General features: G+C 56.6%; 17 protein-coding genes and 1 tRNA gene. 7 read left to right on the top strand and 11 right to left on the bottom strand.

Going from position 1 to position 23,060, the window contains the following annotated elements; translation table 11 throughout:
• Nucleotides 1–14: 14 nt before the first annotated feature.
• The 7 genes from tuf to IQ265_RS15770 all read right to left on the bottom strand — a co-directional run bounded on the left by tuf (nt 15) and on the right by IQ265_RS15770 (nt 7,752).
• Nucleotides 15–1,244 carry an elongation factor Tu gene (gene tuf / locus IQ265_RS15800; protein WP_194055284.1) on the bottom strand — a complete coding sequence of 410 codons (1,230 nt, stop codon included), beginning with the start codon at nt 1,242–1,244 and terminating at the stop codon, nt 15–17.
• A gap of 23 nt (nt 1,245–1,267) precedes the next feature.
• Complete coding sequence (gene fusA / locus IQ265_RS15795) at nt 1,268–3,343, bottom strand: elongation factor G (protein WP_194055283.1); 2,076 nt, start codon at nt 3,341–3,343, stop codon at nt 1,268–1,270.
• 121 nt (nt 3,344–3,464) lie between these two features.
• Nucleotides 3,465–3,935 (bottom strand): 30S ribosomal protein S7, encoded by a 471-nt coding sequence (gene rpsG / locus IQ265_RS15790; RefSeq protein ID WP_194055282.1) that lies wholly within the window; start codon nt 3,933–3,935, stop codon nt 3,465–3,467.
• 204 nt (nt 3,936–4,139) lie between these two features.
• Complete coding sequence (rpsL, locus tag IQ265_RS15785; RefSeq protein WP_194055280.1) at nt 4,140–4,520, bottom strand: 30S ribosomal protein S12; 381 nt, start codon at nt 4,518–4,520, stop codon at nt 4,140–4,142.
• Between the two features lie 125 nt (nt 4,521–4,645).
• Complete coding sequence (locus IQ265_RS15780) at nt 4,646–5,038, bottom strand: iron-sulfur cluster assembly accessory protein (protein WP_194055278.1); 393 nt, start codon at nt 5,036–5,038, stop codon at nt 4,646–4,648.
• Between the two features lie 108 nt (nt 5,039–5,146).
• Nucleotides 5,147–5,566, bottom strand: coding sequence for a cupin domain-containing protein (locus IQ265_RS15775; RefSeq protein ID WP_194055276.1), 420 nt, complete (start codon nt 5,564–5,566; stop codon nt 5,147–5,149).
• 365 nt (nt 5,567–5,931) lie between these two features.
• Entirely contained in the window at nt 5,932–7,752 is a 1,821-nt protein-coding gene (locus tag IQ265_RS15770) for a phosphodiester glycosidase family protein (RefSeq protein WP_194055274.1), read from the bottom strand.
• 521 nt (nt 7,753–8,273) lie between these two features.
• Here IQ265_RS15770 and gltB point away from each other — a divergent pair.
• A complete protein-coding gene (gene gltB / locus IQ265_RS15765; RefSeq protein WP_194055272.1) occupies nt 8,274–12,953 on the top strand; it encodes a glutamate synthase large subunit in 4,680 nt (1,559 codons plus the stop codon).
• Nucleotides 12,954–13,268: 315 nt separating this feature from the next.
• Nucleotides 13,269–13,448, top strand: coding sequence for a hypothetical protein (locus tag IQ265_RS15760; RefSeq protein ID WP_194055270.1), 180 nt, complete (start codon nt 13,269–13,271; stop codon nt 13,446–13,448).
• A 19-nt stretch (nt 13,449–13,467) separates the two neighbouring features.
• Here the strand turns inward: IQ265_RS15760 and IQ265_RS15755 are convergent, their stop codons facing one another.
• A complete protein-coding gene (locus IQ265_RS15755) occupies nt 13,468–14,544 on the bottom strand; it encodes an FAD-dependent oxidoreductase (protein ID WP_194055268.1) in 1,077 nt (358 codons plus the stop codon).
• Between the two features lie 99 nt (nt 14,545–14,643).
• On the opposite strand from IQ265_RS15755, the gene IQ265_RS15750 reads away from it, so the two are divergent.
• The 4 genes from IQ265_RS15750 (at nt 14,644) to IQ265_RS15735 (ending at nt 18,077) form a co-directional block, all read left to right on the top strand.
• Nucleotides 14,644–15,510 (top strand): hypothetical protein, encoded by an 867-nt coding sequence (locus IQ265_RS15750; RefSeq protein WP_194055266.1) that lies wholly within the window; start codon nt 14,644–14,646, stop codon nt 15,508–15,510.
• Between the two features lie 48 nt (nt 15,511–15,558).
• On the top strand, nt 15,559–16,188 hold the full coding sequence (locus IQ265_RS15745) for a J domain-containing protein (protein WP_194055264.1): 630 nt from the start codon (nt 15,559–15,561) through the stop codon (nt 16,186–16,188).
• Between the two features lie 46 nt (nt 16,189–16,234).
• The gene (locus tag IQ265_RS15740) at nt 16,235–16,507 is read left to right on the top strand and encodes a DUF3143 domain-containing protein (protein WP_194055263.1); all 273 of its coding nucleotides are present in this window, start codon (nt 16,235–16,237) and stop codon (nt 16,505–16,507) included.
• Between the two features lie 853 nt (nt 16,508–17,360).
• Entirely contained in the window at nt 17,361–18,077 is a 717-nt protein-coding gene (locus IQ265_RS15735) for a hypothetical protein (RefSeq protein WP_194055262.1), read from the top strand.
• Between the two features lie 224 nt (nt 18,078–18,301).
• On the opposite strand, the gene IQ265_RS15730 is transcribed toward IQ265_RS15735, so the two are convergent.
• Nucleotides 18,302–18,383: transfer RNA gene (locus IQ265_RS15730), tRNA-Leu, on the bottom strand.
• A gap of 1,043 nt (nt 18,384–19,426) precedes the next feature.
• Between IQ265_RS15730 and IQ265_RS15725 the strand changes: the two genes are divergently transcribed.
• Nucleotides 19,427–20,185, top strand: a complete 759-nt coding sequence (locus tag IQ265_RS15725) for a hypothetical protein (protein WP_194055261.1) — start codon at nt 19,427–19,429, stop codon at nt 20,183–20,185.
• On the opposite strand, the gene IQ265_RS15720 is transcribed toward IQ265_RS15725, so the two are convergent.
• Nucleotides 20,182–20,769, bottom strand: coding sequence for a ribonuclease HII (locus IQ265_RS15720; protein ID WP_194055260.1), 588 nt, complete (start codon nt 20,767–20,769; stop codon nt 20,182–20,184). The genes IQ265_RS15725 and IQ265_RS15720 overlap by 4 nt on opposite strands.
• An 18-nt stretch (nt 20,770–20,787) precedes the next feature.
• Nucleotides 20,788–22,986: an Rne/Rng family ribonuclease gene (locus tag IQ265_RS15715; protein ID WP_194055259.1), complete on the bottom strand. Its 2,199-nt coding sequence runs from the start codon at nt 22,984–22,986 to the stop codon at nt 20,788–20,790.
• Between the last annotated feature and the right edge of the window lie 74 nt (nt 22,987–23,060).

Below are 23,060 nucleotides of genomic sequence, written 5' to 3'. Positions count from 1 at the left end.
AAGATAGCGCTAGACTACTTCAAAATTTTGGAAACCACGCCTGCTCCCACAGTGCGGCCACCTTCACGAATCGCGAAGCGCATTCCCTGCTCAATAGCAATGGGGTTGATAAGTTCTACGGTCATCTTGATGCGATCGCCAGGCATAACCATTTCGGCATCGCTACCATCGTCAGCGGTGAAAGCAACGATGCTACCGGTCACATCGGTGGTACGCACGTAGAATTGAGGCTTGTAGCCGGGGAAGAACGGAGTGTGACGACCACCCTCTTCTTTTTTGAGGATGTATACCTCAGACTCAAACTGAGTGTGGGGGGTAATGCTGCCAGGCTTGGCCAGCACCATGCCACGCTCAATGTCTTCTTTCTGTACACCACGCAGCAGCAGACCGACGTTGTCTCCAGCCATCCCTTCGTCCAGAGTTTTCTGGAACATCTCCACCCCAGTTACAGTGGTGTTGCGGGTGTCGCGAATACCGACTAGCTCAACGGTTTCACCCACCTTGACCTTGCCGCGCTCAATCCGTCCGGTGGCTACGGTGCCCCGACCTGTGATCGAGAACACGTCCTCAACAGCCATTAGGAAAGGCTTGTCGACGTCGCGCTCAGGGGTGGGAATGTAATCGTCAACGCTATCCATCAGCGCCAGGATTTTATCTACCCACTCGTTGTCGCCGCGCTTGATAGCGGGGGTAGCGGTCAGCGCTTCCACCGCCATCAGGGCAGAACCTGAGGTAATAGGAATCTCATCGCCGGGAAAATCGTAGGAATCCAGAAGCTCACGCACCTCTAGCTCCACCAGTTCCAGCAGTTCTTCGTCATCCACCTGGTCTTGCTTATTTAGGAAGACCACAATGCTGGGTACGCCCACCTGCTTAGCTAGCAGAATGTGCTCCCGGGTTTGGGGCATAGGGCCATCAGCAGCCGAGCAGACTAGAATAGCGCCGTCCATCTGGGCTGCACCGGTGATCATGTTTTTCACATAGTCAGCGTGGCCAGGGCAGTCAACGTGGGCATAGTGGCGAGTTTCAGTCTCATACTCCACGTGGGCGGTGTTGATGGTAATACCACGGGCCTTCTCTTCAGGGGCCGCATCGATCTCATCGTACTTGCGAGCCTTTGCGCCACCCGCTGCCGCCAGCGTCATGGTGATAGCTGCCGTCAGAGTGGTTTTACCGTGGTCAACGTGACCGATGGTGCCGATGTTGACGTGGGGTTTATTGCGTTCAAACTTTTCGCGTGCCATTTACGTTACTTGTCCTTTCCTTTCTAAGCGTTCCCAGTGTTTTTAGAGATAATGGCCTCAGCCACGTTTCGAGGAACTTCGCCGTAATGGCTAAATTCCATCGAAAAAATGCCCCGACCCTGCGTTTTTGAGCGGATGTCGGTAGCATAACCAAACATCTCAGCTAGGGGAACATGGGCTGTAACTTTTGCAACGCCAACTTCTGTTCCCATACCCTCGATCTGGCCCCGGCGGGAGTTTAGATCTCCCATGACGTCACCCAGAAAATCTTCTGGGACTTCAACCTCGACCTTCATGATCGGCTCTAGAAGGACAGGGGACGCCTTCAAGACGGCTTCCTTCATCGCCATTGACCCAGCGATTTTAAAAGCCATCTCTGATGAGTCTACATCGTGATAAGACCCATCAACCAGAGTAACCTTTAAATCAATTACCGGGTACCCAGCTAGGATACCAGATTCGCAGGCCTCTTTCATGCCCTGTTCGGCGGGAGCGATATATTCTTTTGGAATAGTACCGCCAACGATCTTGGACACAAACTCAAATCCGCTGCTTTCCTCAGCGGGTTCTACCTCAACTACAACGTGGCCATATTGGCCTTTACCACCGCTTTGGCGGATGAACTTACCTTCGGCCGTGGTGGCTTTGCGGATAGTTTCACGGTAGGCCACCTGGGGTGCGCCAATGTTGGCCTCCACCTTGAACTCGCGCAGCATGCGATCGACGAGAATGTCTAGGTGCAGCTCGCCCATGCCTGCAATCACCGTTTGATTGGTTTCAGGGTTCGTGCTAACTCGGAACGTAGGATCTTCTTCAGACAGCGATTGTAGAGCCTTGGCCAGCTTATCCATATCCTGCTTTGTCTTGGGCTCCACGGCCACGGAGATTACGGGCTCCGGCACAAAGAGGGATTCTAGGACAATGGGGTCGGCAGGATCACAGATCGTGTCCCCGGTGAAGGTGTCTTTGAGACCAATAGCGGCTCCTAAATCCCCAGCCCGCAGTTCATCGACTTCAATGCGATCGTCGGCCTTAAGGACAATCAACCGGGAGATCCGTTCTTTTTTGTCTTTGGTAGCGTTGTAGATGTAGCTGCCCTTTTTGAGCACCCCCGAATAAACCCGCACAAAGGTAAGCCGCCCGTAGGGGTCGGCCATTATTTTGAAGGCCAAAGCGGCCAAAGGTGCATCGTCATCGGCGGGGCGCTCCGCAGTCTCACCGCTGGGCAGCTGCCCTTGGATCGGCGGCACTTCAACGGGGGAGGGAAGATAGTCAACAACCGCATCTAGAAGCAGCTGTACACCCTTGTTTTTAAAGGCAGAACCGCATAAAACGGGCACAATCGTGCCCTTAATTGTGCCTTTGCGAAGGGCGGTCGCGATTTCCTCGGCGGACAGCGGTTGCCCTTCAAAATACTTCTCCATCAGGAGATCGTCAGTTTCAGCCACCGCTTCCACTAGCTTGGCTCGATACTCCTCTGCCACATCCTGTACATCGGCCGGTATCTCCATGTCTTCAAAATTTTGACCTAGGTCGTCGTGGTATATGCGGGCGCGCATGGCGACTAGATCAACGACGCCCTGAAAGCCGACCTCAGCCCCGACGGGAACCTGAACTGGTACTGCATTTGCGCCTAGGCGATCGCGCAGTTGACCACAAACTTTGAAGAAGTCTGCCCCGGTACGGTCCATCTTGTTGACGAAGGCAATGCGAGGGACCTGGTAACGATTTGCCTGACGCCAAACGGTTTCCGACTGAGGCTGTACCCCTCCTACCGAGTCGAATACCGCGATTACCCCGTCTAAAACGCGCATAGAACGCTCGACTTCAATGGTGAAGTCAACGTGGCCTGGGGTATCAATAATATTGATCTGGTTATCACGCCAGTTGGTGGTAATAGCCGCTGCCGTGATCGTGATCCCCCGCTCACGCTCCTGCTCCATCCAGTCGGTAACGGCCGTGCCCTCGTGCACCTCGCCAATTTTGTGGACGATGCCCGAGTAGAACAAAATCCGCTCTGTGGTGGTGGTTTTGCCGGCGTCAATATGGGCCGCAATACCAATGTTTCTAACCCGTTCTAGGGGCGTTATCCGTGCCACAGATACCTCCTCGTCATGCTAGGGTCGACCGTCTCGGTACACCGGAACAGCTTTATTGTAGAAAGCGAAAACAGCGATCGCCAACGAACCCAACGCTTTGGCGCTGCAGAAACGGACGGGTTTAGTAGCGATAGTGAGCGAATGCTTTGTTAGCTTCTGCCATCCGGTGAGTTTCCTCCCGCTTGCGAACGGCACCGCCAGTTTCGTTAGCTGCATCCATCAGCTCGTTAGCCAACCTGATTGCCATAGATTTGCCAGGACGCTGGCGGGCAAACTGGGTAAGCCAGCGCAGGGCCAGGGCCACGCTACGCTCAGAGCGCACTTCCATTGGCACCTGATAGGTAGCACCACCCACCCGGCGAGCCTTGACCTCTACCAAGGGTGACGCGTTGCGCACAGCCCGTTCAAACACGTCTAGAGGATCACCGCCACTGCGCTCCTTGATAATGGTGAAGGAGTTGTAGATGATTTTGTCAGCCAGGGATTTTTTGCCACTGGTCATAAGCCGACGACTCATCATGGTGATCAGGCGGCTGTTGTAGACAGAATCGGGCGGGATAGGACGCTTTTGAACAACGGTACGGCGGGACATGATCTAAATTCCAGTAGCGATAAGGCTGCGTAGCTGAACCAACAAAAGTACTTAACAAAGACAGGCCTAGTCAGGCTTATCTAGTATTAGGCAAAGACAGGAGCGTAAGACGTTTAGAGCAACTAGCGCCCCCCGATCAATCGGGGTTCATTAAGCGCTTTGTCTAGCTTTCTGCCCAGCAGTGTTTCTCTAGAATGCGTTTCTTTACGACGCTTGCTTAGGACGCTTGGCCCCATACTTGGAACGGCCCTGGCGGCGGTCTTTGACACCAGCGGTATCAAGGGTGCCACGAATAATGTGGTAGCGAACCCCAGGTAAATCTTTGACCCGGCCGCCACGAATCATGACTACGGAGTGCTCTTGCAGGTTGTGGCCGATACCGGGAATGTAGGCCGTAACCTCAAAGCCAGAAGTCAAACGAACTCGGGCCACCTTCCGTAGAGCCGAGTTTGGCTTTTTAGGCGTGGTGGTATAGACCCGAGTGCAAACCCCACGGCGCTGAGGACAGCTCTTTAGGGCAGGGGACTTAGTTTTCTTCTCGGCTTTTTGGCGCTCACTCCGGATGAGTTGCTGAATCGTGGGCATAGGATGCTTGTTGTGCTACGGCGGGTGGACTCAAGTTTTCACAAGATCTAATGCTAGCACTGCAAATTGGCTTTGGTCAAATGCGATGCTCTCAATACATGGATGGTACGTCAGCAACTTTATGACTAGCCCGTCGGCAGCCCGCCAGTGCAGTCTTGACTAACGGGAGCGTCAGCGTTGAGCGAAAAGGCGTTGCCGCAGCCGCAGGTGCGCTGAGCTAGGGGATTGACAAAGCGGAACCCCCCACCCATTAGGTCTTCGGCATAGTCAATGGTGAGATCTTGCAGGAGGTCTAAATCAGCGATTGGCACGGCTAGGCCGATGCCGTCGCAGTCTAGGGTTGTTGCTGTATCGGCATTGGGGCACATAGCTCCAGCCGTCAGGCGATAGGTCCACTCGGCGCAGCCGCCTGGCTCAAGCGTGAGGCAGGCCAAGGGTTGCTGCTGGTTGCTGCTAGTTACCTGCCGGGCTAGCAACCGCTTGATCTCCTGAGCGGCGGCGGGACGAATGTGAATCATGGACGTTGGCAACAGAAAACGGCGATACCGCTGAGCTTAGCACTACCGCCGCAGACTATCTTAGGGTTGGTTAACTTACTTGGAGTTAGGGCAACAGGCCGGGCAGTGCTAAACCGTTTCGACGCGAGAGTAGTCGTCTTGAAAGCGCACGATGTCGTCTTCGCCTAGGTATTCACCGTTCTGCACCTCAATCAGCACCAGGGGAATTACGCCCACATTCTCAAGCCGGTGCTGGGTGCAGGGAGGCACGTAGGTGGATTGGTTGCTGGAGAGCAGTATTTCGCTGTCGCCACAGACTACTTTTGCCGTGCCAGAGACCACAATCCAGTGCTCGCTGCGGTGGTGGTGCATTTGCAGGCTGAGGCGATGGCCAGGCTTTACTTCTATGCGCTTAATTTTGTAGCCACGGCCCTCCTCTAACACGGTGTAGCAGCCCCAGGGACGCAGCCCCGTTTCAGCAATTTCCTTACCGTTGCTGGTGGCTAGGGCCAACGCCGAGGGCTGAATTGACTCTTCCAGTTTTGGCATAGTGATAGTTCTCCTAGAACCTAAAGGTTAAGACTGCGCCAGGAACGGCGACTCTGGGCCGCATTTCTTTAGGGTGCCCATCCCTGTGAGACTGTTAATTGAACTCAAAGGTTTCGTAAGATCGTGCCTTGCTGGCCCAAAGGATTAGGTCGCCTTGCTCAGCCAACAGTTTAGCAAGGGCAACTCAGTGGCTAGGGAATTTTGGCGGCTCAGAGGGGCAACCATACGAAGTCTTTACACCCTGTTTTGACATGTTAAAGAAGTGGAAGCCCCTTCAGGTAATCCCAATGCTCAATGCCAATAACTGTTTTATCTATATCGAACTGAATAGAATTCACATTGCGCTCGTGTTAAGCCAGAAATAGCTACCGAAGAAAGAGGCCGATACCGTTATTGACTCGGGCGGCGGTGCGGGGAGACCGGTTAATCAAGCGGCCACCGAGGTAGAGGCTGGCCGAACTGCCACCGTCTAGGTTAAGGGCATCAGTAGTACCGAGCTGGAGCATGATTTGGGCCAGCTGATTGAGGGTGGGGCCAGATCCGGCGGGGCTGTTGTGCACGGCGACCAGCAGAATTTCACCGGTGGAGGTGATGCCGATGGCGCTACGAGGCGCTGCCTGGGTGGCAAAGGCCTGACTGAACTGCTCGAGACCAGCATCGAGTACGAGGGTGCGATCGCGCAGCAGTAGCGGCCCTCCCCCGATCAGGTTGGGGAAGGGGGCCAGGGTCGCTGGCAACAGCTCGGACGCTAGAGAGACCTGCTGCCCTGGGGGCAGCGCTTGAGCCGCTGTGGCATAGGAGCGTAGAGCCAAAAGATAGCCGTTGGTGGGGATCGGTAGCCCCGCTGCCCCCAGGGTGCTGGCGGCCCGCTGGTTGACAACTACCCCATCCACGACTGTAACGATGGTTTCGCCGTCTAGGACGGGGCGGTAGGTCGGCCCCCAGGTGGGCGTGTAGAGGCCGATACCGGCCTGTACGTAGCCGCTGTTGATAGCCTGCACCGGAAACGTTTGCCCACTGGCGGTGGTGAGGGTTTGGTTAAGCACCAGACGATCCATGCGCACCTGGCCCTGGTCGTTCCAGCCTACGACGCCACGGCTGAGGATGGGCCCAGAGACCCAGTCGCTATTGGCGCGTACGGCCCCCAGGGGGTACTGATTGTTGCGGTTAAAGAAGCCAGCATTGATGGCCGCTGCCGCCTGCCAGCGCTGGGCAATGGTGGTCAGGGGAGCCGTGCCTGTCGCCGTGGTGGGGTCTGTCCAGATGGGGCGTAGGTTAACCTGGGCTGGGTCAAGCTGCAGCCAGTAGACCGGAAACGGCTGCCCGGCGACAGAGATGTACCGCTGCTGCCAGCGGACACCGGGAGCCCAGGCAATGCTGTGGGGCTGAAGCGCATCGGCACGAGTGTCGATAACGATTTGGTTAGCCCGAGTGTACAGGCGAGGCGGCTGGCTGGCGCTGGCTTGGAAGCGCAGGGCACCAGCCACAGGGGTTACCGTGAGTGATCCCAGGTAAGCTCCGGCGGGGGCGGCGATCGCCTCCCTCAGCACGCGATCGGCGGCGGTGGCTCCCAGCGTCAGGGTAAGCGCGTCAGCACTATCGCTTAGGGCCGCGGGCACCGGGCCAGACAGATCTAGGGTTAAGCGATCGCCGCCGGACAGAGTCTCCCGGCGCACGGCGGTGACCTGGACCGGGGGCGCAGTAATTTGCAGAACATTGCCCTGGGGCTGTACTTGCCAGCCGTGGCGCTGGGCTAGAGGGATGATATCTAGATATCGGTAGCCGTCGTGTACCCAGGCGGCCAGTTCTACCGCGCCGCCTGGATCGGTAAACCACTGGATTGGCTGACGGTTGGGCTGATTGCTGCTCAGCAGAGTAGCCCCCAGTTGATCGGTAACGCCATAGTCGGCGAGGCCAACCTGACCGTTAGTGATCATCCAGGGAACGGAGGCCTGAGTGCCGTTGACGATTAAAATTTGGCCCTGGGCGGTAGGATTGGCTGCGGTGACCTCGGCTGGGGTTGCTTCAGCCAGGGTCGCTTCGGGCACCGGGCTAGGCACTGTAGCGGTGGCGGCGAGGGGAGCGATCGCCCCCAGCAGACTCAACGAAACCCACCCCCCCGCGACCCAGCGGCAGCTTTGGTGTACGAGGCCTGGGAACAAAGCGAAGCCCGGCAGTTTAACCATAGGAAAATTGTGTAAATGTCTGAGTATTATGAAGATAGCTGGCTGTGCCTCAGGTCGTTTAGGAGCGATCGCGGGCAATTTTGAAACAATGGCTACCGTTGCGATTGCTTAATTCTAAGAAGCTGTGACTAAATGCTGAGCCTAAGGTTTGTAAACTACTGATAAAGCCTGTAAATTACAGATGAAGCGCAGCATGCGCTAATGCTTTCTTAGCTAGTTCTCGGCTAGGGGCTGTTGCCGCTAGCTTTCTCGATTAAGGCACAAGTAGGGCGCAACGAGTAAGGCATAACGAGCTGGCCCAGCTGCAGGCAATGCCCCAAGCCCAGACTGGATTGCTCACACCATGTCCGACTCAGGGGAAGTCAGATTTTTCTGGCCGGGTTCTTTGGCCTCTAGCGTAGTTCAATCCTTGGTGTATCGCTGCTGTAGGGCGATGCTGCTTAGTCCTCTCAGTACACAGTTTTTTTGCTCGCTACTTCTACTTAAGTATTAGTTTTGTTCTTCCACTAGGACGTACACCTGTGAATCAACCCTATCAACCCCGGCAGCACACCCGTTCTGAATGGCCCAACTGGGGACCCAAGTCACTGGTCGAAGAACGGGATGCCTGCGGTGTGGGCTTTTTAGCCGATCGGCAGAATCGCTCTAGCCACGACCTGGTGGTGAAGGCGCTAGCCGCCCTCGACTGCATGGAGCATCGGGGTGGGCGCTGCGCCGACCAGGACTCGGGCGATGGGGCTGGGGTGATGACGGCGATTCCGTGGGCGGTGCTAGACCGCTGGGCTGAAGCTCAGGGGTGCGGGTCACTAGAGCGCGATCGCACCGGGGTAGCGATGGTGTTTCTGCCCAACCACGAGGCGGCAGCGGCCTTTGTACGCGACACCTTTAACCAAGTTGTTGAGGCTGAGGGCCTGAAGATGATCGGCTGGCGGGTCGTGCCCGTGCGGCCCGAAGTATTGGGGGCGCTGGCAAAGCAGTACCAGCCCCGAATTGAGCAGCTAATTGTGGCGGCGACCGAAACCGGGGCCGACCTGGAGCGTCGTCTATATCTGGTGCGTCGCCAGGTGCTGCATCTGGTGGCGAATGCTGTGGCCAATCCCGGCAGCGTGGCGGCAGATCTGGCGGCCGAGCTGAAGGAGTTTTATGTCTGCTCGTGCTCGTGCCGCACCATTGTGTACAAGGGCATGGTGCGCTCGGCGGTGCTGGCGACGTTCTATACCGACCTGCGCGACCCCGACTACGTAAGCCCCTTTGCGGTCTATCATCGGCGCTTTAGCACCAACACCATGCCCAAGTGGCCCCTGGCCCACCCCATGCGCCTGCTGGGCCACAACGGCGAAATCAATACGCTGGTGGGCAATATCAACTGGATGGTAGCCCGTCAGGCGGATCTGTCCCATCCGATCTGGGGCGATCGCTGTGAGTTGTTAAAACCCATTGTCAACGCCGAAAATAGTGACTCGGCCAACCTCGACAACGTCATGGAGCTGCTGGTGCGATCGGGGCGTTCTCCCCAGGAAGCGCTGATGATGATGGTGCCCGAGGCCTACAACAATCAGCCCGAGCTGGACGCCTACCCCGAAATCACCGACTTCTACGAGTACTACAGTGGCCTGCAGGAGCCCTGGGATGGCCCAGCGCTGATTGTCTTCAGCGACGGCACCCAGGTAGGGGCAACCCTCGATCGCAATGGTCTGCGCCCGGCTCGCTACGTGGTCACTAAAGACGATTTGCTCATGGTGTCGTCGGAGGCCGGGGTGCTGAATGTTGCCCCCGAAGACATTCTCGAAAAAGGTCGGCTTGGCCCTGGTCAGATGATTGCCGTAGACCTGCACAGCCAGGAAATTCTCAAAAACTGGGCGATTAAACAGCGGGTGGCTACCCGGCACCCCTACGGCCAGTGGCTAAAGGAAAACCGAGCCGAGCTTCAGCCCCAGCTGTTTAGAGAAGCTACGCTGTACCCCTCCAATGACCTGCTGCGTCAGCAGAGCGCCTTTGGCTATACCGTCGAAGATGTCGACATGATTATTCAAGACATGGCGGCCCAGGGCAAAGAGCCGACCTTCTGCATGGGCGATGATACGCCCCACGCAGTGCTCTCAGAGAAGCCGCACCTGCTCTACGACTATTTCAAGCAGCGCTTTGCCCAGGTGACGAATCCGGCGATCGACCCCCTGCGGGAGCGGTTGGTGATGTCGCTGGCCACTCAGCTCGGTGCCCAGGGCAATCTGCTCGATGAGCAGCCCGAGTATGCCCGGCTGCTAAAGCTAGAAAGCCCAGTGATCAATGAGGTTGAGCTGGAGCAGATTCACGCGTCGGGCTTTGCCACGGCCACCCTATCTACGCTGTACTCCATTGCCGACGGCCCCGCTGGACTGAGAAAAGCGGTAGACGCTCTGTGCGATCGCGCCGATGCAGCGGTTCAAGCGGGCAAGACTATTCTGGTGCTCAGCGATCGCGTTGACGACCAGGGCAACCCCGCTGCCCTTTCCGCTGAAACCAGCTATATTCCGCCGCTGCTGGCGGTGGGAGCCGTGCATCACCACCTGATTCGCAACGGACTGCGCATGCGCACCTCCCTGGTGGTAGAGACGGCCCAGTGCTGGAGCACGCACCACTTTGCCTGCCTAATCGGCTACGGAGCCAGCGCCGTGTGTCCCTACCTGGCCCTGGAGTCGGTGCGCCACTGGTGGAATGATAGCCGCACTCAAAAGCTGATGGAAACGGGCAAGCTACCCGTAACCACCCTCAACGGGGCCCAGGATAACTACCGCAAAGCGGTGGATGCGGGTCTGCTCAAAATTCTCTCTAAGATGGGCATCTCGCTGATTACCAGCTACCGGGGAGCGCAGATCTTTGAGGCCATTGGCATTGGCCCCGACCTGCTCGATCTGGCGTTCCGAGGCACAACCTCCCGTTTGAGCGGCATTTCTCTGAGCGAGCTGGCCCAGGAAACCATTCGCTTCCACCAGCGGGCGTTCCCCGAGCTATCGGCCAAGCGGTTGCAAAACATGGGCTTTGTGCAGTCGCGGCCCAGCGGCGAGTACCACATGAACAACCCCGCTATGTCTAAGCTGCTGCACAAGGCGGTGGCCGATCGCCAGTACGATCACTACGAGCTGTACCGCGCCCAGCTCGAAAATCGACCGCTCACTGCCCTGCGGGATCTGCTCGATTTTGAGAGCGATCGCGAGCCTGTCTCTATCGACGATGTAGAGCCGGTAGAGACGATTATGCGCCGCTTCTGCACCGGAGGCATGTCGCTGGGGGCGCTGTCGCGCGAAGCCCACGAGGTGCTGGCGATCGCCATGAACCGCATCGGCGGCAAGTCGAATTCCGGCGAGGGGGGCGAAGACCCCGTGCGGTTTAAGGTGCTCTCGGATGTGGACGGGGAGGGCAACTCCCCCACCTTTCCCCACCTGCACGGGTTGCGCAACGGCGACACTGCCAGCTCAGCCATCAAGCAGGTGGCCTCGGGCCGCTTTGGGGTTACTCCCGAGTACCTGATGCACGCCGACCAGATCGAAATTAAGCTGGCCCAGGGAGCCAAGCCGGGAGAAGGGGGCCAGCTGCCCGGCAAAAAAGTCAGCCCCTATATTGCTATGCTGCGCCGCTCGAAGCCCGGCGTGGCTCTGATTTCGCCGCCGCCCCACCACGATATTTACTCCATTGAAGACCTGGCTCAGCTGATCTTTGACCTGCACCAGATCAACCCTAAGGCAGGGGTGTCGGTAAAGCTGGTGTCAGAGGTTGGCATTGGCACGATCGCAGCTGGGGTGGCCAAGGCCAATGCAGACGTGATTCAGGTCTCGGGCCACGATGGCGGTACCGGAGCCTCGCCGCTCAGCTCGATCAAGCACGCCGGGGTGCCCTGGGAACTGGGCCTGACCGAAGTGCACAAGGTGCTGATGGATAACGAGCTGCGCGATCGCGTTACCCTGCGCGTTGACGGCGGCCTCAAAACCGGCTGGGATGTGGTCATGGGCGCGCTGATGGGGGCTGAGGAGTTTGGCTTTGGCTCCATCGCCATGATTGCCGAGGGCTGCATTATGGCGCGGGTCTGCCACACCAACAACTGCCCGGTGGGGGTCGCCACCCAAAAAGAAGAGCTGCGCCAGCGGTTTACCGGCGTGCCGGAGCATGTGGTCAACTTCTTCTATTACATTGCCGAAGAGGTGCGATCGCTGCTGGCCCGCCTGGGCTACACCTCGCTGCTCGACATTGTTGGACGAGCTGATTTGCTCAAGCCCCGCGCCGATGTTTCCCTGGCCAAAACCAACGGGCTAGATCTGACGACCCTGATGGCTCTGCCCGACGGGCGCGGCGACCGCGCCTGGCTCAATCACGAAGCCATCCACAGCAATGGCCCCGTGCTCGACGATGAGATGCTGGCTGATGCTGACATTCAGCAGGCCATTCAAACCCAGGGCAGCGCCACTAAGACCTACACCATAGCCAACACCGATCGCACCATTGGCGCTCGAGTCGCCGGGGCGATCGCCGAAAAGTACGGCAACTCAGGTTTTGAAGGACAGCTTAACCTCACCTTTGAGGGTAGCGCCGGTCAAAGCTTTGGGGCCTTTAACTTGCCCGGCATGACCTTGACCCTTATCGGCGAGTCAAACGACTATGTGGGCAAAGGCATGCACGGCGGCGAAATTGTGGTTAAGCCCCCGGCAGGCATTACCTACAACCCTTCAACCAACGTGATTGTGGGTAACACCTGCCTCTACGGGGCAACCGGCGGCACCCTTTACGCCCTGGGCACCGCCGGGGAGCGGTTCGCCGTCCGTAACTCCAAGGGACAGGCCGTAATCGAAGGCGCTGGGGATCACTGCTGTGAGTATATGACCGGCGGCGTGGTCGTGGTGCTGGGGCCAGTAGGGCGCAACGTGGGTGCTGGAATGACCGGCGGCCTCGGCTACTTCCTCGACGAGGACGGCAGATTTCCGGTGCGGGTCAACCCTGAGATTGTCAAGGTACAGCGGGTCATCACTCCCACTGGAGAAGCCCAGTTGAAGGCTCTAATTGAAGCTCACCTGGCCCATACGGGTAGCCCCAAAGCTAAGCAGATCCTGGCCGACTGGAGCGAGTACCTGCCCAAGTTCTGGCAGGTGGTGCCGCCCTCTGAGGCCGATACGCCAGAAGCCAACCCCGACACAACCAGCGCCGAAAAAATCCTGAGCTCCAGTCAGTCGTAGCCAGGTCAGGCTCAGCCCCATAGGTAGGTACTAGAGTCGGAGGGGAAGGGGTGAGAAGGATGAGGGGAATAGCTCCTCTGCTCTAACCCAAGCCTCTCCGTTCTCAGCCCTGGTGTCTCCATGTGCTACAGTTAATGTTTGGTCATGGCACGTCGTCAGTGGCGGATGCCAGTGCGGGCAGAGTGTCTGGTGGGCAAGTGCTGCCATGTCTGCTGATTTGTTTCGGGCAGGTAGCGCCTCCCAACGTGGGAAACCCTCACGTAACTGCCATTCTTTGTTTGCTGATCCACCTGCCCTGTTGTCTGAGGTTATTGAATGTCTAAGCGTCGCAATCCTAAAAAAGAAAAAGCTCTACGTAACCAAGCTTACGCCCGCAAGTTTCGCAAGAAGCGCTCTGGTAATCAGCGATTCTTCCGCCGCAACAACTCTGGCGCTACCGATGAAGAGAGTAGCGAAGATAAAGAGAGCAGCGATTATTCCAGCAATAATGGCTAAACTGGCCTCAGAGCTTTTACTAGCCTAGGGTTTTAGTCAAGGCAGCGGCGGCAGCCTGACCGGAGGCGATCGCTCCCTCTACATTTCCTCCGTTACACCAGTCGCCGCAGCCTACCAAGTTCGGCAATAGGGGGCTGCTTAAAATTGAAGCCCCCAAAGGTTGGCGCACAAATCCGTAGCGCCACCGATGCACCTGAACCCACTGAGGAAAAAGCATCCAGGCTCCTAAACTTGCCGCCTCTGCAAATAGTGCTTGGCCAATAGGTTCAAGGTCGGCTTGCTCTAGGGCACCAGCCGCAAACGCTGGGCTGCTGTGAATGACAACCACCGGTTCCTGCGGATCGGTGCGTTTGCTGCTGTCTAAGGCTATCCATCGCAGGGTGGGGTGGGTATCGCTAGTAACCATCCAGCCGCCTGAGCCGGTTTGTTCAGTCAAACGAGCCGCTTCCCCTGGCTTGTAGCCGGCCATAACCGTAATCACCGCTTCAAAATTAACTGATAAAAGCTGGTGCAGTAACACTTTCACTCCCTCACTGTCCTGGGCGGCTCTGTGCATTAGTGCCGCTGCCTGAGGTGCAGGAATCGCCACCACCAGCGCCCTAGCTATGAAAGCTTCGGGCAAGCTCTGGCTGGCTGCTCCCAGAACCTCTCCCTCAACGCGCCACCCTTGGGGTAGCGGCGTTACAGCGGTGGCTCGCCACTGGCGGTGGATAGTCAGCCCTGGTGCTAGGGCTTTGGCAATCGAACTCATCCCCTGAGGAGCCACGTAGAGCGCAGCGGTTGCCGTAGGGTTTAGCAGCCCATCGGCTCCGAGTTCAAAGCTCTCTGGCTGCCAGAGCTGAAGCACATCCCCTGCTACCAGGTCGGGCATAAGGCCGAGGTTTGGGTAATGATTAAAGGCGTTATTTAGGCCCTCAAAGGGCCGCAGGTAGCGACAGCCATGGTCTATAGCCGTATTGCCGATTCGGCGGGTGGCGAGCCGCCCCCCTAGCCCCCGCGACTTATCGACCACCACGACTCGGTAGCCCGCCTGGTGCAGCGCCCGGGCGGCCGTCAGCCCACTCAGCCCTGCCCCAATCACCACCACATCTTCCATAGCAATTTCTCCTGAAATTTTGCCGTGTCGCCGTTGCCCAACATCCTATCTTGGGGAATTGTGTAAAAATGTAAGACAGTTTTTGAACGGTGATGCCCAGTGGATGAGCTGCGATCTGCCCTGGAGCTAGCGACAGACGATGAACTCTTGGCCCTGACAGACATGCTGTTTCGGCCTCGTTTTAATCCGCTAGATTATTTGCAAAATGTCGACCCACTAATCGTTCAGAGCGGGACTCGACAGCAGTGGCTCGACCGTCTAGAGCAGCGCTTTCGGTTTCTGGCCGCCGACGGCCTGACGGTCATCAATGGCCGAAGCCAACGAGTGACTTACCGTCAAGCGCTAGTTCAGGTTTGTCATTACCTCAAGTTGCCCTACGCTAAGGCCTGGTCTACTGATGACCTAGAGGCAGAGGTCTTTTTGCACCTGCTGCGCAGCAACTGGAAGAAACTGCCTCAGGTCGAGCGCGATCGCCTCCAACAGTCTCTAAAGCAGTCCCTAACGGGTTCGGCTCAGTTTGAGGCCTTACCGCTTGCCCTGCAGGCAAATCCTCTGGGGTTGCTGGCTAAGGGCAGCAGTGCTGTAGCCGTCAGCGCCGTGCTGCGGCCCTGGCTCCTTCAGCAAATTGCTCGACAAATGGCTTTTCAACTGGCTCGCTATGAAGTTGCCCGTCAGGCGATGATGAAAGGGGGCGGTACCGTGATCGCTCAAATTCACCAGCAGTTTGCCCTACGGCTGGCATCACGGGGGGTAGCCGCCAGCACCGCCCGGTACGGAGCCACCCGAGCCGTTTTCTCGGTGTTAGGACCGGCTCTATGGGGCTGGTTTTTAGCTGACCTGGGCTGGCGGGCTGTAGCCACCAACTACAGCCGGGTCATTCCAGTGGTGTTTACCCTGGCGCAAATTCGTTTGACTCGCTCGTTTGAAGCTCAACCATCTGACGATTGGGGACTGGCCCCAGGGTGATGGATCTTAACCCCTGCCCCTTGCCAACCGCCCTGCCAGTGGGATGCTATGCCTGATTTGAACCCAAAGCCCAAAACCCACTACGACCAGTTAGGGGTCAAGCCAACCGCTAGCCCCCAGCAGATTCGACGCGCCTTTCGCGACCTGAGCAAGCTCTACCATCCCGATACAACTGAGCTACCCGCCGCTGAAGCCACCGAGAAATTTCAGCAGCTCAACGATGCCTATGCCATTCTCAGCAGCCCCGATCGCCGCTGGGCCTACGATCAGCAGGTGGGCTACTCTCGCATTTCGGTGATGCAGCCCCTAGAATCGCTGCGGCAAACCCCGGCCACCCCCCAGCGGCGTGAGCCCGCCAACATGTATCTCGACCCCACCGATCGCCCCCTCTCGGCGGGCGAAATTTTTGCCCTTTTTATTTTGGGGCTCACCTTTGTAGCTTGCCTGGCTCTGGTCATTACCGTTAGCCTCACCCGTGGCGAGTATGCAGCTAAGCTTGTGGAGCCGGACTTCGGCCCAACCCTAGAAACACCGCTTGAGCAGGACTCTCCCGAGGCCGAATTGCCCTCCGCTTCCCAGCCCCGCAATTTAGAGTCACTCCCTAGGGCGGTTCCTGCGCTTCCTAGCGATCCTGGTTATGCACAGCCCTCGGCCGCCTCGTCACCGAAATGGCTGTAGTCTACTGTTTTCTCATTCCGCCGTCTGCACTTATTATCTTTGTCCTATGGCCCTTCCTTCGGCAGCTACACCCCTCTACAATCACCCCCTGCCTGACATTGAGGTCTGGCTGCGCCAGCAGGGCTGCACCCAAGACAGCGACGAACTCCACAGTTGGCACGTAGTACGTCCCCGCTGGGAAGCTGAAATTGTGCTCGAAACAGACTGCATTGTGGTGCGCTACATCAGCGCTGGGGCCGATGAAAAAGACATTCAGCGGGTGTTCAAGTATTCTCTCAGCCGCCAAGATTTAGAAGAAGCCATTTTCTCTGGCCCTTAACTAGCGACAGCCCTTAACCCGCCCCACTGCGGGCAACAGCGGGCGATCGCTGCAATTTCGCCCTATCTCCGGGTGTTCCATAACCCAGCCTTGATGGCATCGGGTGACCAATCGCAATGCGCCCCTTTCCCTGCCAAGGTGGTTTAAGCTCCAGCTCTTGGTTTTGGCACTAACAATGACACCTCTGGCTTTGAACTGGAGGCGTAAACCTTGCTCCCGTACAGCCGTCACCGCAAGGGGTAGGGCATTCTTGGCAGCTGTCTGTTGGCGATGGCTATACACCAGCTCGCGACCTCAGTTTTACGGTTGGTCGTTGAACTGTCCTCCGTGACCTGCCCAAATCTGTGTAATGCCACTCGCCCTGACAATCACCAGAGCAGCGCTTAAGTTCAGTATTTTTGCTTAGGCAAAAGCGTTATTTCTCAGTATTTTCACGGTATCCAATCCTTTCCTGACAGCTTCTTCATCAGAACTTCATAAACTACCTCTCTTATAAGGTTAAATTAAAGTTAATTGAAGGTAAAGAAGGATTGATAATTGGGTTATGAAAAGTTGGTAGCCGCTAGCTCGATGCTGCACTCCTTTCTTTAAATAGGCCATCTTGGAGCCAAGGGCTGACAGCCTCCTGCAGCACTGAAGCGTTTATGCCAAGTTCAGTTCGAAGTCTAGAATTTTCCTGCCGGCAAAACTCTACTCCTAGACTTAAGTTTGGTCTAAACCACGGTTTCAGGATGCAGCTAAGGCTCGCCTACGTTTGTGTGACAGCATTGTTTCTTGAGCAACGCTACACCATAGGTCGCCTACCCGATATCTCCCTAGCAATGCCTTTTTAGGACTGACTAAAGGAGGATCTATGACTGTCTTCAACTCGCCTCGAGCTAAGGCTCGTCAGAAAAGCAGTCGGCGAAAATACGATATCTGGCTCAACTTTTTGGTGACGCTACTAGCCACTAACTTGTTGAGTATTTACGTTGTCAGTCACGGTAGCGCTGATCTGAGCTTTATCTTCTACGAAGACGGAGTGTTGGAGAGTCTAAGCGCAATTTTTTATTTTTTGGCAGCAGGTATTTTGGCCTTGGGCTTTAAAAACAAACTAGCACCACTGCGGTTTTGGTGTCTGTTTTTTGCAGTTTTGATGTTCCTGGTCGGAGGAGAAGAAATCAGCTGGGGTCAGCGTTTATTTGGCATTGTGACGCCTGAGTCGCTAAGCACTGTAAATGTCCAAGATGAGTTCAATATTCACAATATTGACGGCATTCACCAGCACGTGCGCTTAGCAGGTGTTGCATTCATAAGTCTTTTTTGTTTTCTAATTCCTATTACCAATCAACTGAGTGAACGGCTACAGCGGTTCTACTCGCGGTGGGGAATACCCATGTTTCCCCTTAATACAATGTGGTTAGTACTGCTGTCTTTACTGTTTATGACAGTGCCACGGGTCATGGGTTTGCCAAATACTTTTGTACTTGACGAAATTGGCGAGTTCCTGCTGTCCTTTGCCTGGATTCCTTTTGCGCTGTACAACTCGCTGGAGTTTAAGTCTGTCGTTGCTACCGAGCGCGACGCATAGGATTAAATCATTTTCTAGCCGTGTTCAGTTGGAGATCCAGAAGGTCACCGAGGAGACATGCTACAGATGACTACTTGTCCACATTAAGTTTGAGGGGCGATCGCGCGATCGCCCCTCAAAAAATCTTGGCTTACATTAGGGCGATGGGAGTCGAATGCCGCCTACGACAAATTCATAATCCAATCGCTAAGGTCAGTGCTCTGACCCTAGCGATTGATATTTTATGCGGATGAAAGGACTTGAACCTTCACGTCCGAAGACACTAGAACCTAAATCTAGCGCGTCTACCAATTCCGCCACATCCGCGTTCGGCTTTTTAGCATAGCAAACAACTGAGGGCTATGGAAACCTATTTTTGATATTGCTGAGCTAGCAATCGTGAAATTTACGCGTTTCGCTAATCTGCTGGCTTGCAGAGCCAGAGGGCACAGTATCCGTATACCAGCGGTAGTCCGGTCGCCGGGCATAATTACTTTGCCGGGCCAACGCTGGTGCTAGCGTCTGCATTCCCTGGGGTTCAACTTACGACGGTTGCGGTTAAAGTTCAGCATGCTCCTAACCCCGCATCTAAAGTGTAACGAAAGGTGAATGGCCAAACTCCTCTCCTGGGCGTGGCTGGTGCTGTGCCTGACAACCACTGGCGTTCCCTTCGAACTTGTCGGTGGTCAAACTGAGCACCGCTGCCATCCCTTTTAGAAAAACCGTTGAGGAGAGCACCTAACCCTCACCCCCAGGTAAGTACATCTGTATAACTGTAAAAATTTGTAGGGTGGACATCTTGGCTACACGGGTAGGAGGCTTACCTTGCCTTGACTTATAGCCATCGCCAGGACGATTAGAATATTCTGGAGCTTCTGGAGCGATGGCTATACGCCAGTTTGCCGCCCGAGTTTTCGCCACTGGCGGTTACCGATGTCCTAGGCGAACTGGCCACCGCTATAACTCGATCGCCACAGCACTTCTGGCCACCACTGCTAATAGTCTTCCCTGGCACGAACAGTACCTTCAGCAATACGTTTCTGGTTAAGAAATTCTTTTAGGTTAGGCAAATTCTCTGATCCTGGGCGTTTGGAGAAATTCTCCTACGTTACTCAATTTCTGCTCAAGCCAATTTGGCTGACTCTTTAGTCCTTTAAGAAGGACTTTTAACGTTTGCAAAACCCCAGTAAAACCTACGATCAAAAATCCGGAAAGCCTCAGAAAATATGTTGAAAGCTTTATACTGTAAAGCCTCAGCTAAGATGCCTTGGGGTTATTGCTAATTCAATAAAAGTGTTTTTTATGAACACCAATACTTTGATACCCACTCCATGATTGGCCCATAGACTGGTTCCATCATGGGGTAAGCAATGTATAACTTAGAGCAATTTTCTAAGGCCGATATGTGCCAATGTGCGGTCACGTTGCGCAACATGGATGAGCGATCGCAGAGTATGGAAGAAACTGCTGACCGGGTGGTGCGCTACCTGTATGAGAACTTTGTCGATCCTCGCACCGGCAAGCCTGCCTGTGCCCTCATCCGGTTCTTTGTAACCCACCCCTTTGGTTTTTTACCTGCAGCGGTGCAGGAGTCGGCTCGGGGGGTTTTGCAGGGTCAGTACGTGCCTTCGGCCACCAAGTGCCTGACGCTACTGGCTACCGCTGGCGACGAGCCCCAGTGGAACCACCGCCAGGGTTCTACCGGCCATCAGGGCATTCCGCTGCTCGATCAAGACTTTGTGCACCGGGCACCGATGATTTTGCAGCTGATTCAGCAGTTTGGTCTAGAGGTGAGCAAGGTAATCGAAACCGTACCTACCCTGATTACTGACACACCCCACAGGTCTTTCAACGTGTTCTATGTGCCTGCGGCGTTAGACAGCCCCTACATTCCGGCCCAGAAGCAGTTTGTCAAACCCTATGGGGTGCAGTCGGTGCTGGGCTTTGGGGGGCTAACCCCGGCTGGAGAGCTATTTGCGGTAATTTTATTTAGCAAGGTGCCGATCCCTCTGGAGACGGCCAACCGCTTTCGGTGGCTTTCGGCCTACGTTCGCATTGCCATTGAAGGGTTTGATCGGGCCAGTACCTTTGCCGAGCAGGTTGCCTTAGCCGCCCCAGGGCTGCGCTAGCCACAGCCCTTAAAAGATCTTCGGTGCTGGGGAGTTGGTCCCAGGGTTTGCAGGGCCAGTCGATGGGCGGCGCTACCGTAGCCCTTGTTGCGAGCCAGATGATAGCCGGGGTAGCGGCGATCGAGACGCACGAGCAAGCGATCGCGCCAGACCTTAGCCAAAATGCTGGCGGCGGCGATTTCTGTATGCAGGCGATCGCCCTGCACTACGGTTTGCTGAGGTAGGCCGAGGTTGGGTATGGGCTGGTTACCGTCTACTAAGCAGAGGTCGGGGAGCACGCTCAGGCGACGCAGCGCCCGGCGCATTGCCAGGAGACTGGCATAGAGAATATTCAATCGCTCAATGTCGTAGACGGTGGCTAGCCCCAGGGCATAGTCTGTAGCCAGAGTTTTAATTGGTACGATCAAACTCTCGCGCTGGGATGGGTTGAGCCGCTTGCTGTCGGTCACCCCCAGCGACTGAAGCTGTTCACAGGCATCGGGTAACAGCACTACCACTGCTGCCACCACGGGGCCAAACAGGCACCCCCGGCCCACCTCGTCTACCCCGGCCACTTTAGTCGCCGAGTCATGGTTAGGCTCCATAGGCCATTACCCTTGGGTTTACTCGTCGCTACCGTCATCGCTACCATCGGCAGCGGAAGACCGACGGCGGCGGCGGCGGCGCACGTTGCTGGTGGCTTCGCCCTCTGGCTCAGGTGCCGCTTCGACAGGGCTGGGTTCGGCAATGGCTAGGGTTTCAATGGCCGGCTCGGGAATACCGGCGATCGCGTCTGTCGGTGCAGTTTCTGGCGGTGCATTACCACTGTCGGGTGAACCGTCGAGTAAACTTTCGGCTTCCTGAGCTTTGGCACGGGCGGCCCGAGTGCGCACTGTGCGACTGGGAGATGGCTTAGCCGATGCTTCGGGATCGGCGATCGCTAGTGTCGGCACCTCTGCCGGGGCTGCCGGAGCCGCTGTCGAAGCCTCCGCCCAAGTTTCTTCGGGTAACGAAACCACCTCCGGAGGTGCCTGGCCCGGCAGCACCACAGACACCACAACATTGCGAGGATCGGCCACCTCCTGAGTTGATAGCACCATCGGCGAAATTCCCATCATGGCGTAGATGCGCTGCTCATCGGGAGTCATTTCTACGGTCACCACCTGGGGTGAGGTAGCGGGTTTACGATTCCGGGATGGATCGCTTTGTACATCGCTTCGGCCCCCGGTTCGCCCTCGGCCACGGGTCGGTACTTTATCATCCTCAGTCTTACTGATAATTACCGGTGCCACCGACTCGGCGGGCTCCTTCACGTCGAGGCTAGGCACTGGTGGCCCCGCCTCTTTCACCACAGGTACATCTCTACCGTTGCTGCGAGTGGTGGGTAGGGGATCCCGACGGCGACGGCGGCGGTTGTTGCCTCGCCCTGAGCGATCTTGGTAGCTGGGGTGGTTGACTAGATCGAGCTCCTGCAGATCGGGGCGACCGTCTATGTCTGTATCTCCCAGGGGTGGTGCCAGCGGAGGCGCAACCCCGCCGCCAGAAATTGGCGCGCGCGGTATATCTTGCCCACTGTCGGCCAGAGCCTCGCCAGGCAGGTGAACTAGATGGCCTAGCCCGCCGCAGGTAGGGCAGGGGCGACCAAACAACTCATAAATATTTTGGCCCTGGCGTTTGCGAGTCAGTTCGACCAGCCCTAGCTCAGACAGCTGCGAAATTTGAGGCCGGGCCTTATCAGAGCGCAGCGCTTTGGTGAAGTGCTCCAACACCTGTAGCTTGTCGCGCCGCGAGTCCATGTCGATGAAGTCGACCACAATGACCCCGGCAATGTTGCGCAGGCGCAGCTGCCGAGCAATTTCGGTAGCGGCTTCGCAGTTGGTCCACAGCACCGTTTCGCGGGCGGTGGCCGAGCGCGTAAAGGAGCCAGAGTTAACGTCGATGACCGTCAGTGCCTCGGTGCGCTCGATGATAATGTAGCCACCAGAGGGCAGGTCTACCCTAGGCTTGAGGGCCTCGCGAATGGCGGCATTAACCCGGAAATATTCCAGAATAGGGATGCGCTCGCGGTGGTGGTCAATCAGTACCCCAGTGGGTACCTGGCCATCGCTCCAGTTGGCGAGGTGCTGCTTCACCCGCTTCATGCCGGTGCTAGAGTCGGTGACGATGCGGTTAACGTCTGCGTTGTAGGCGTCGCGCAGCACCCGCTGAATGAAGTCGTCATCGCGGTTGAGCAGAGCGGGGGGGCGAGTGGCTAGCGCCTGCTGCTGAATGCTTTCCCACTGCTTTTGCAGAGTTTCTAAGTCTTCAATGATGGCATTTTCGCTGATGCCTTCGGCCTCGGTGCGCACCAGCAGCCCCATACCGGCGGGCTTAACTAGAATGGCCAGAGCCCGCAGCCGGTTGCGCTCGCTCTCGCTGCGAATGCGGCGGGACAGGTTAACCCCACGCCCGGAGGGCATCAAGACCAGGTAGCGCCCCGGCAGACTGATGTTGCCCGTCAGGCGAGGCCCCTTGTTGCCAGTGGGCTCTTTCATGATCTGCACCAGCACTTTCTGCTGGGGCACCACAAGCTCAGTAATAGAACCAGCGCTGCGCTTGAGCTTTAGGGGGCCAAGGTCGGTCACGTGCATGAAGCCGTTGCGCTCGCTGTCGCCGATGTTGACGAAGGCGGCATCAATGCCGGGCAGCACGTTTTCTACCGTTCCCAAATAAATGTCGCTAACCTGGTGGCTACCCGTAGCCACGATCAGCTCTTGGATCTGATCTTCAGAAAAAACCGCAGCGATTCGGTTTTGCTCAGCAATAACAATCTGCTTCGGCATTCAAATTCCTCATACAACGCTCACCGGGGCGAATAAAGTCTGCTTTTCCTGCCCTGAGTGGGTGATTTGGCCAT

Source organism: Nodosilinea sp. LEGE 06152 (assembly GCF_015207525.1).
Classification (GTDB): Bacteria; Cyanobacteriota; Cyanobacteriia; order Phormidesmidales; family Phormidesmidaceae; genus Nodosilinea.
This window is presented reverse-complemented; position numbering and strand designations above follow the sequence as displayed.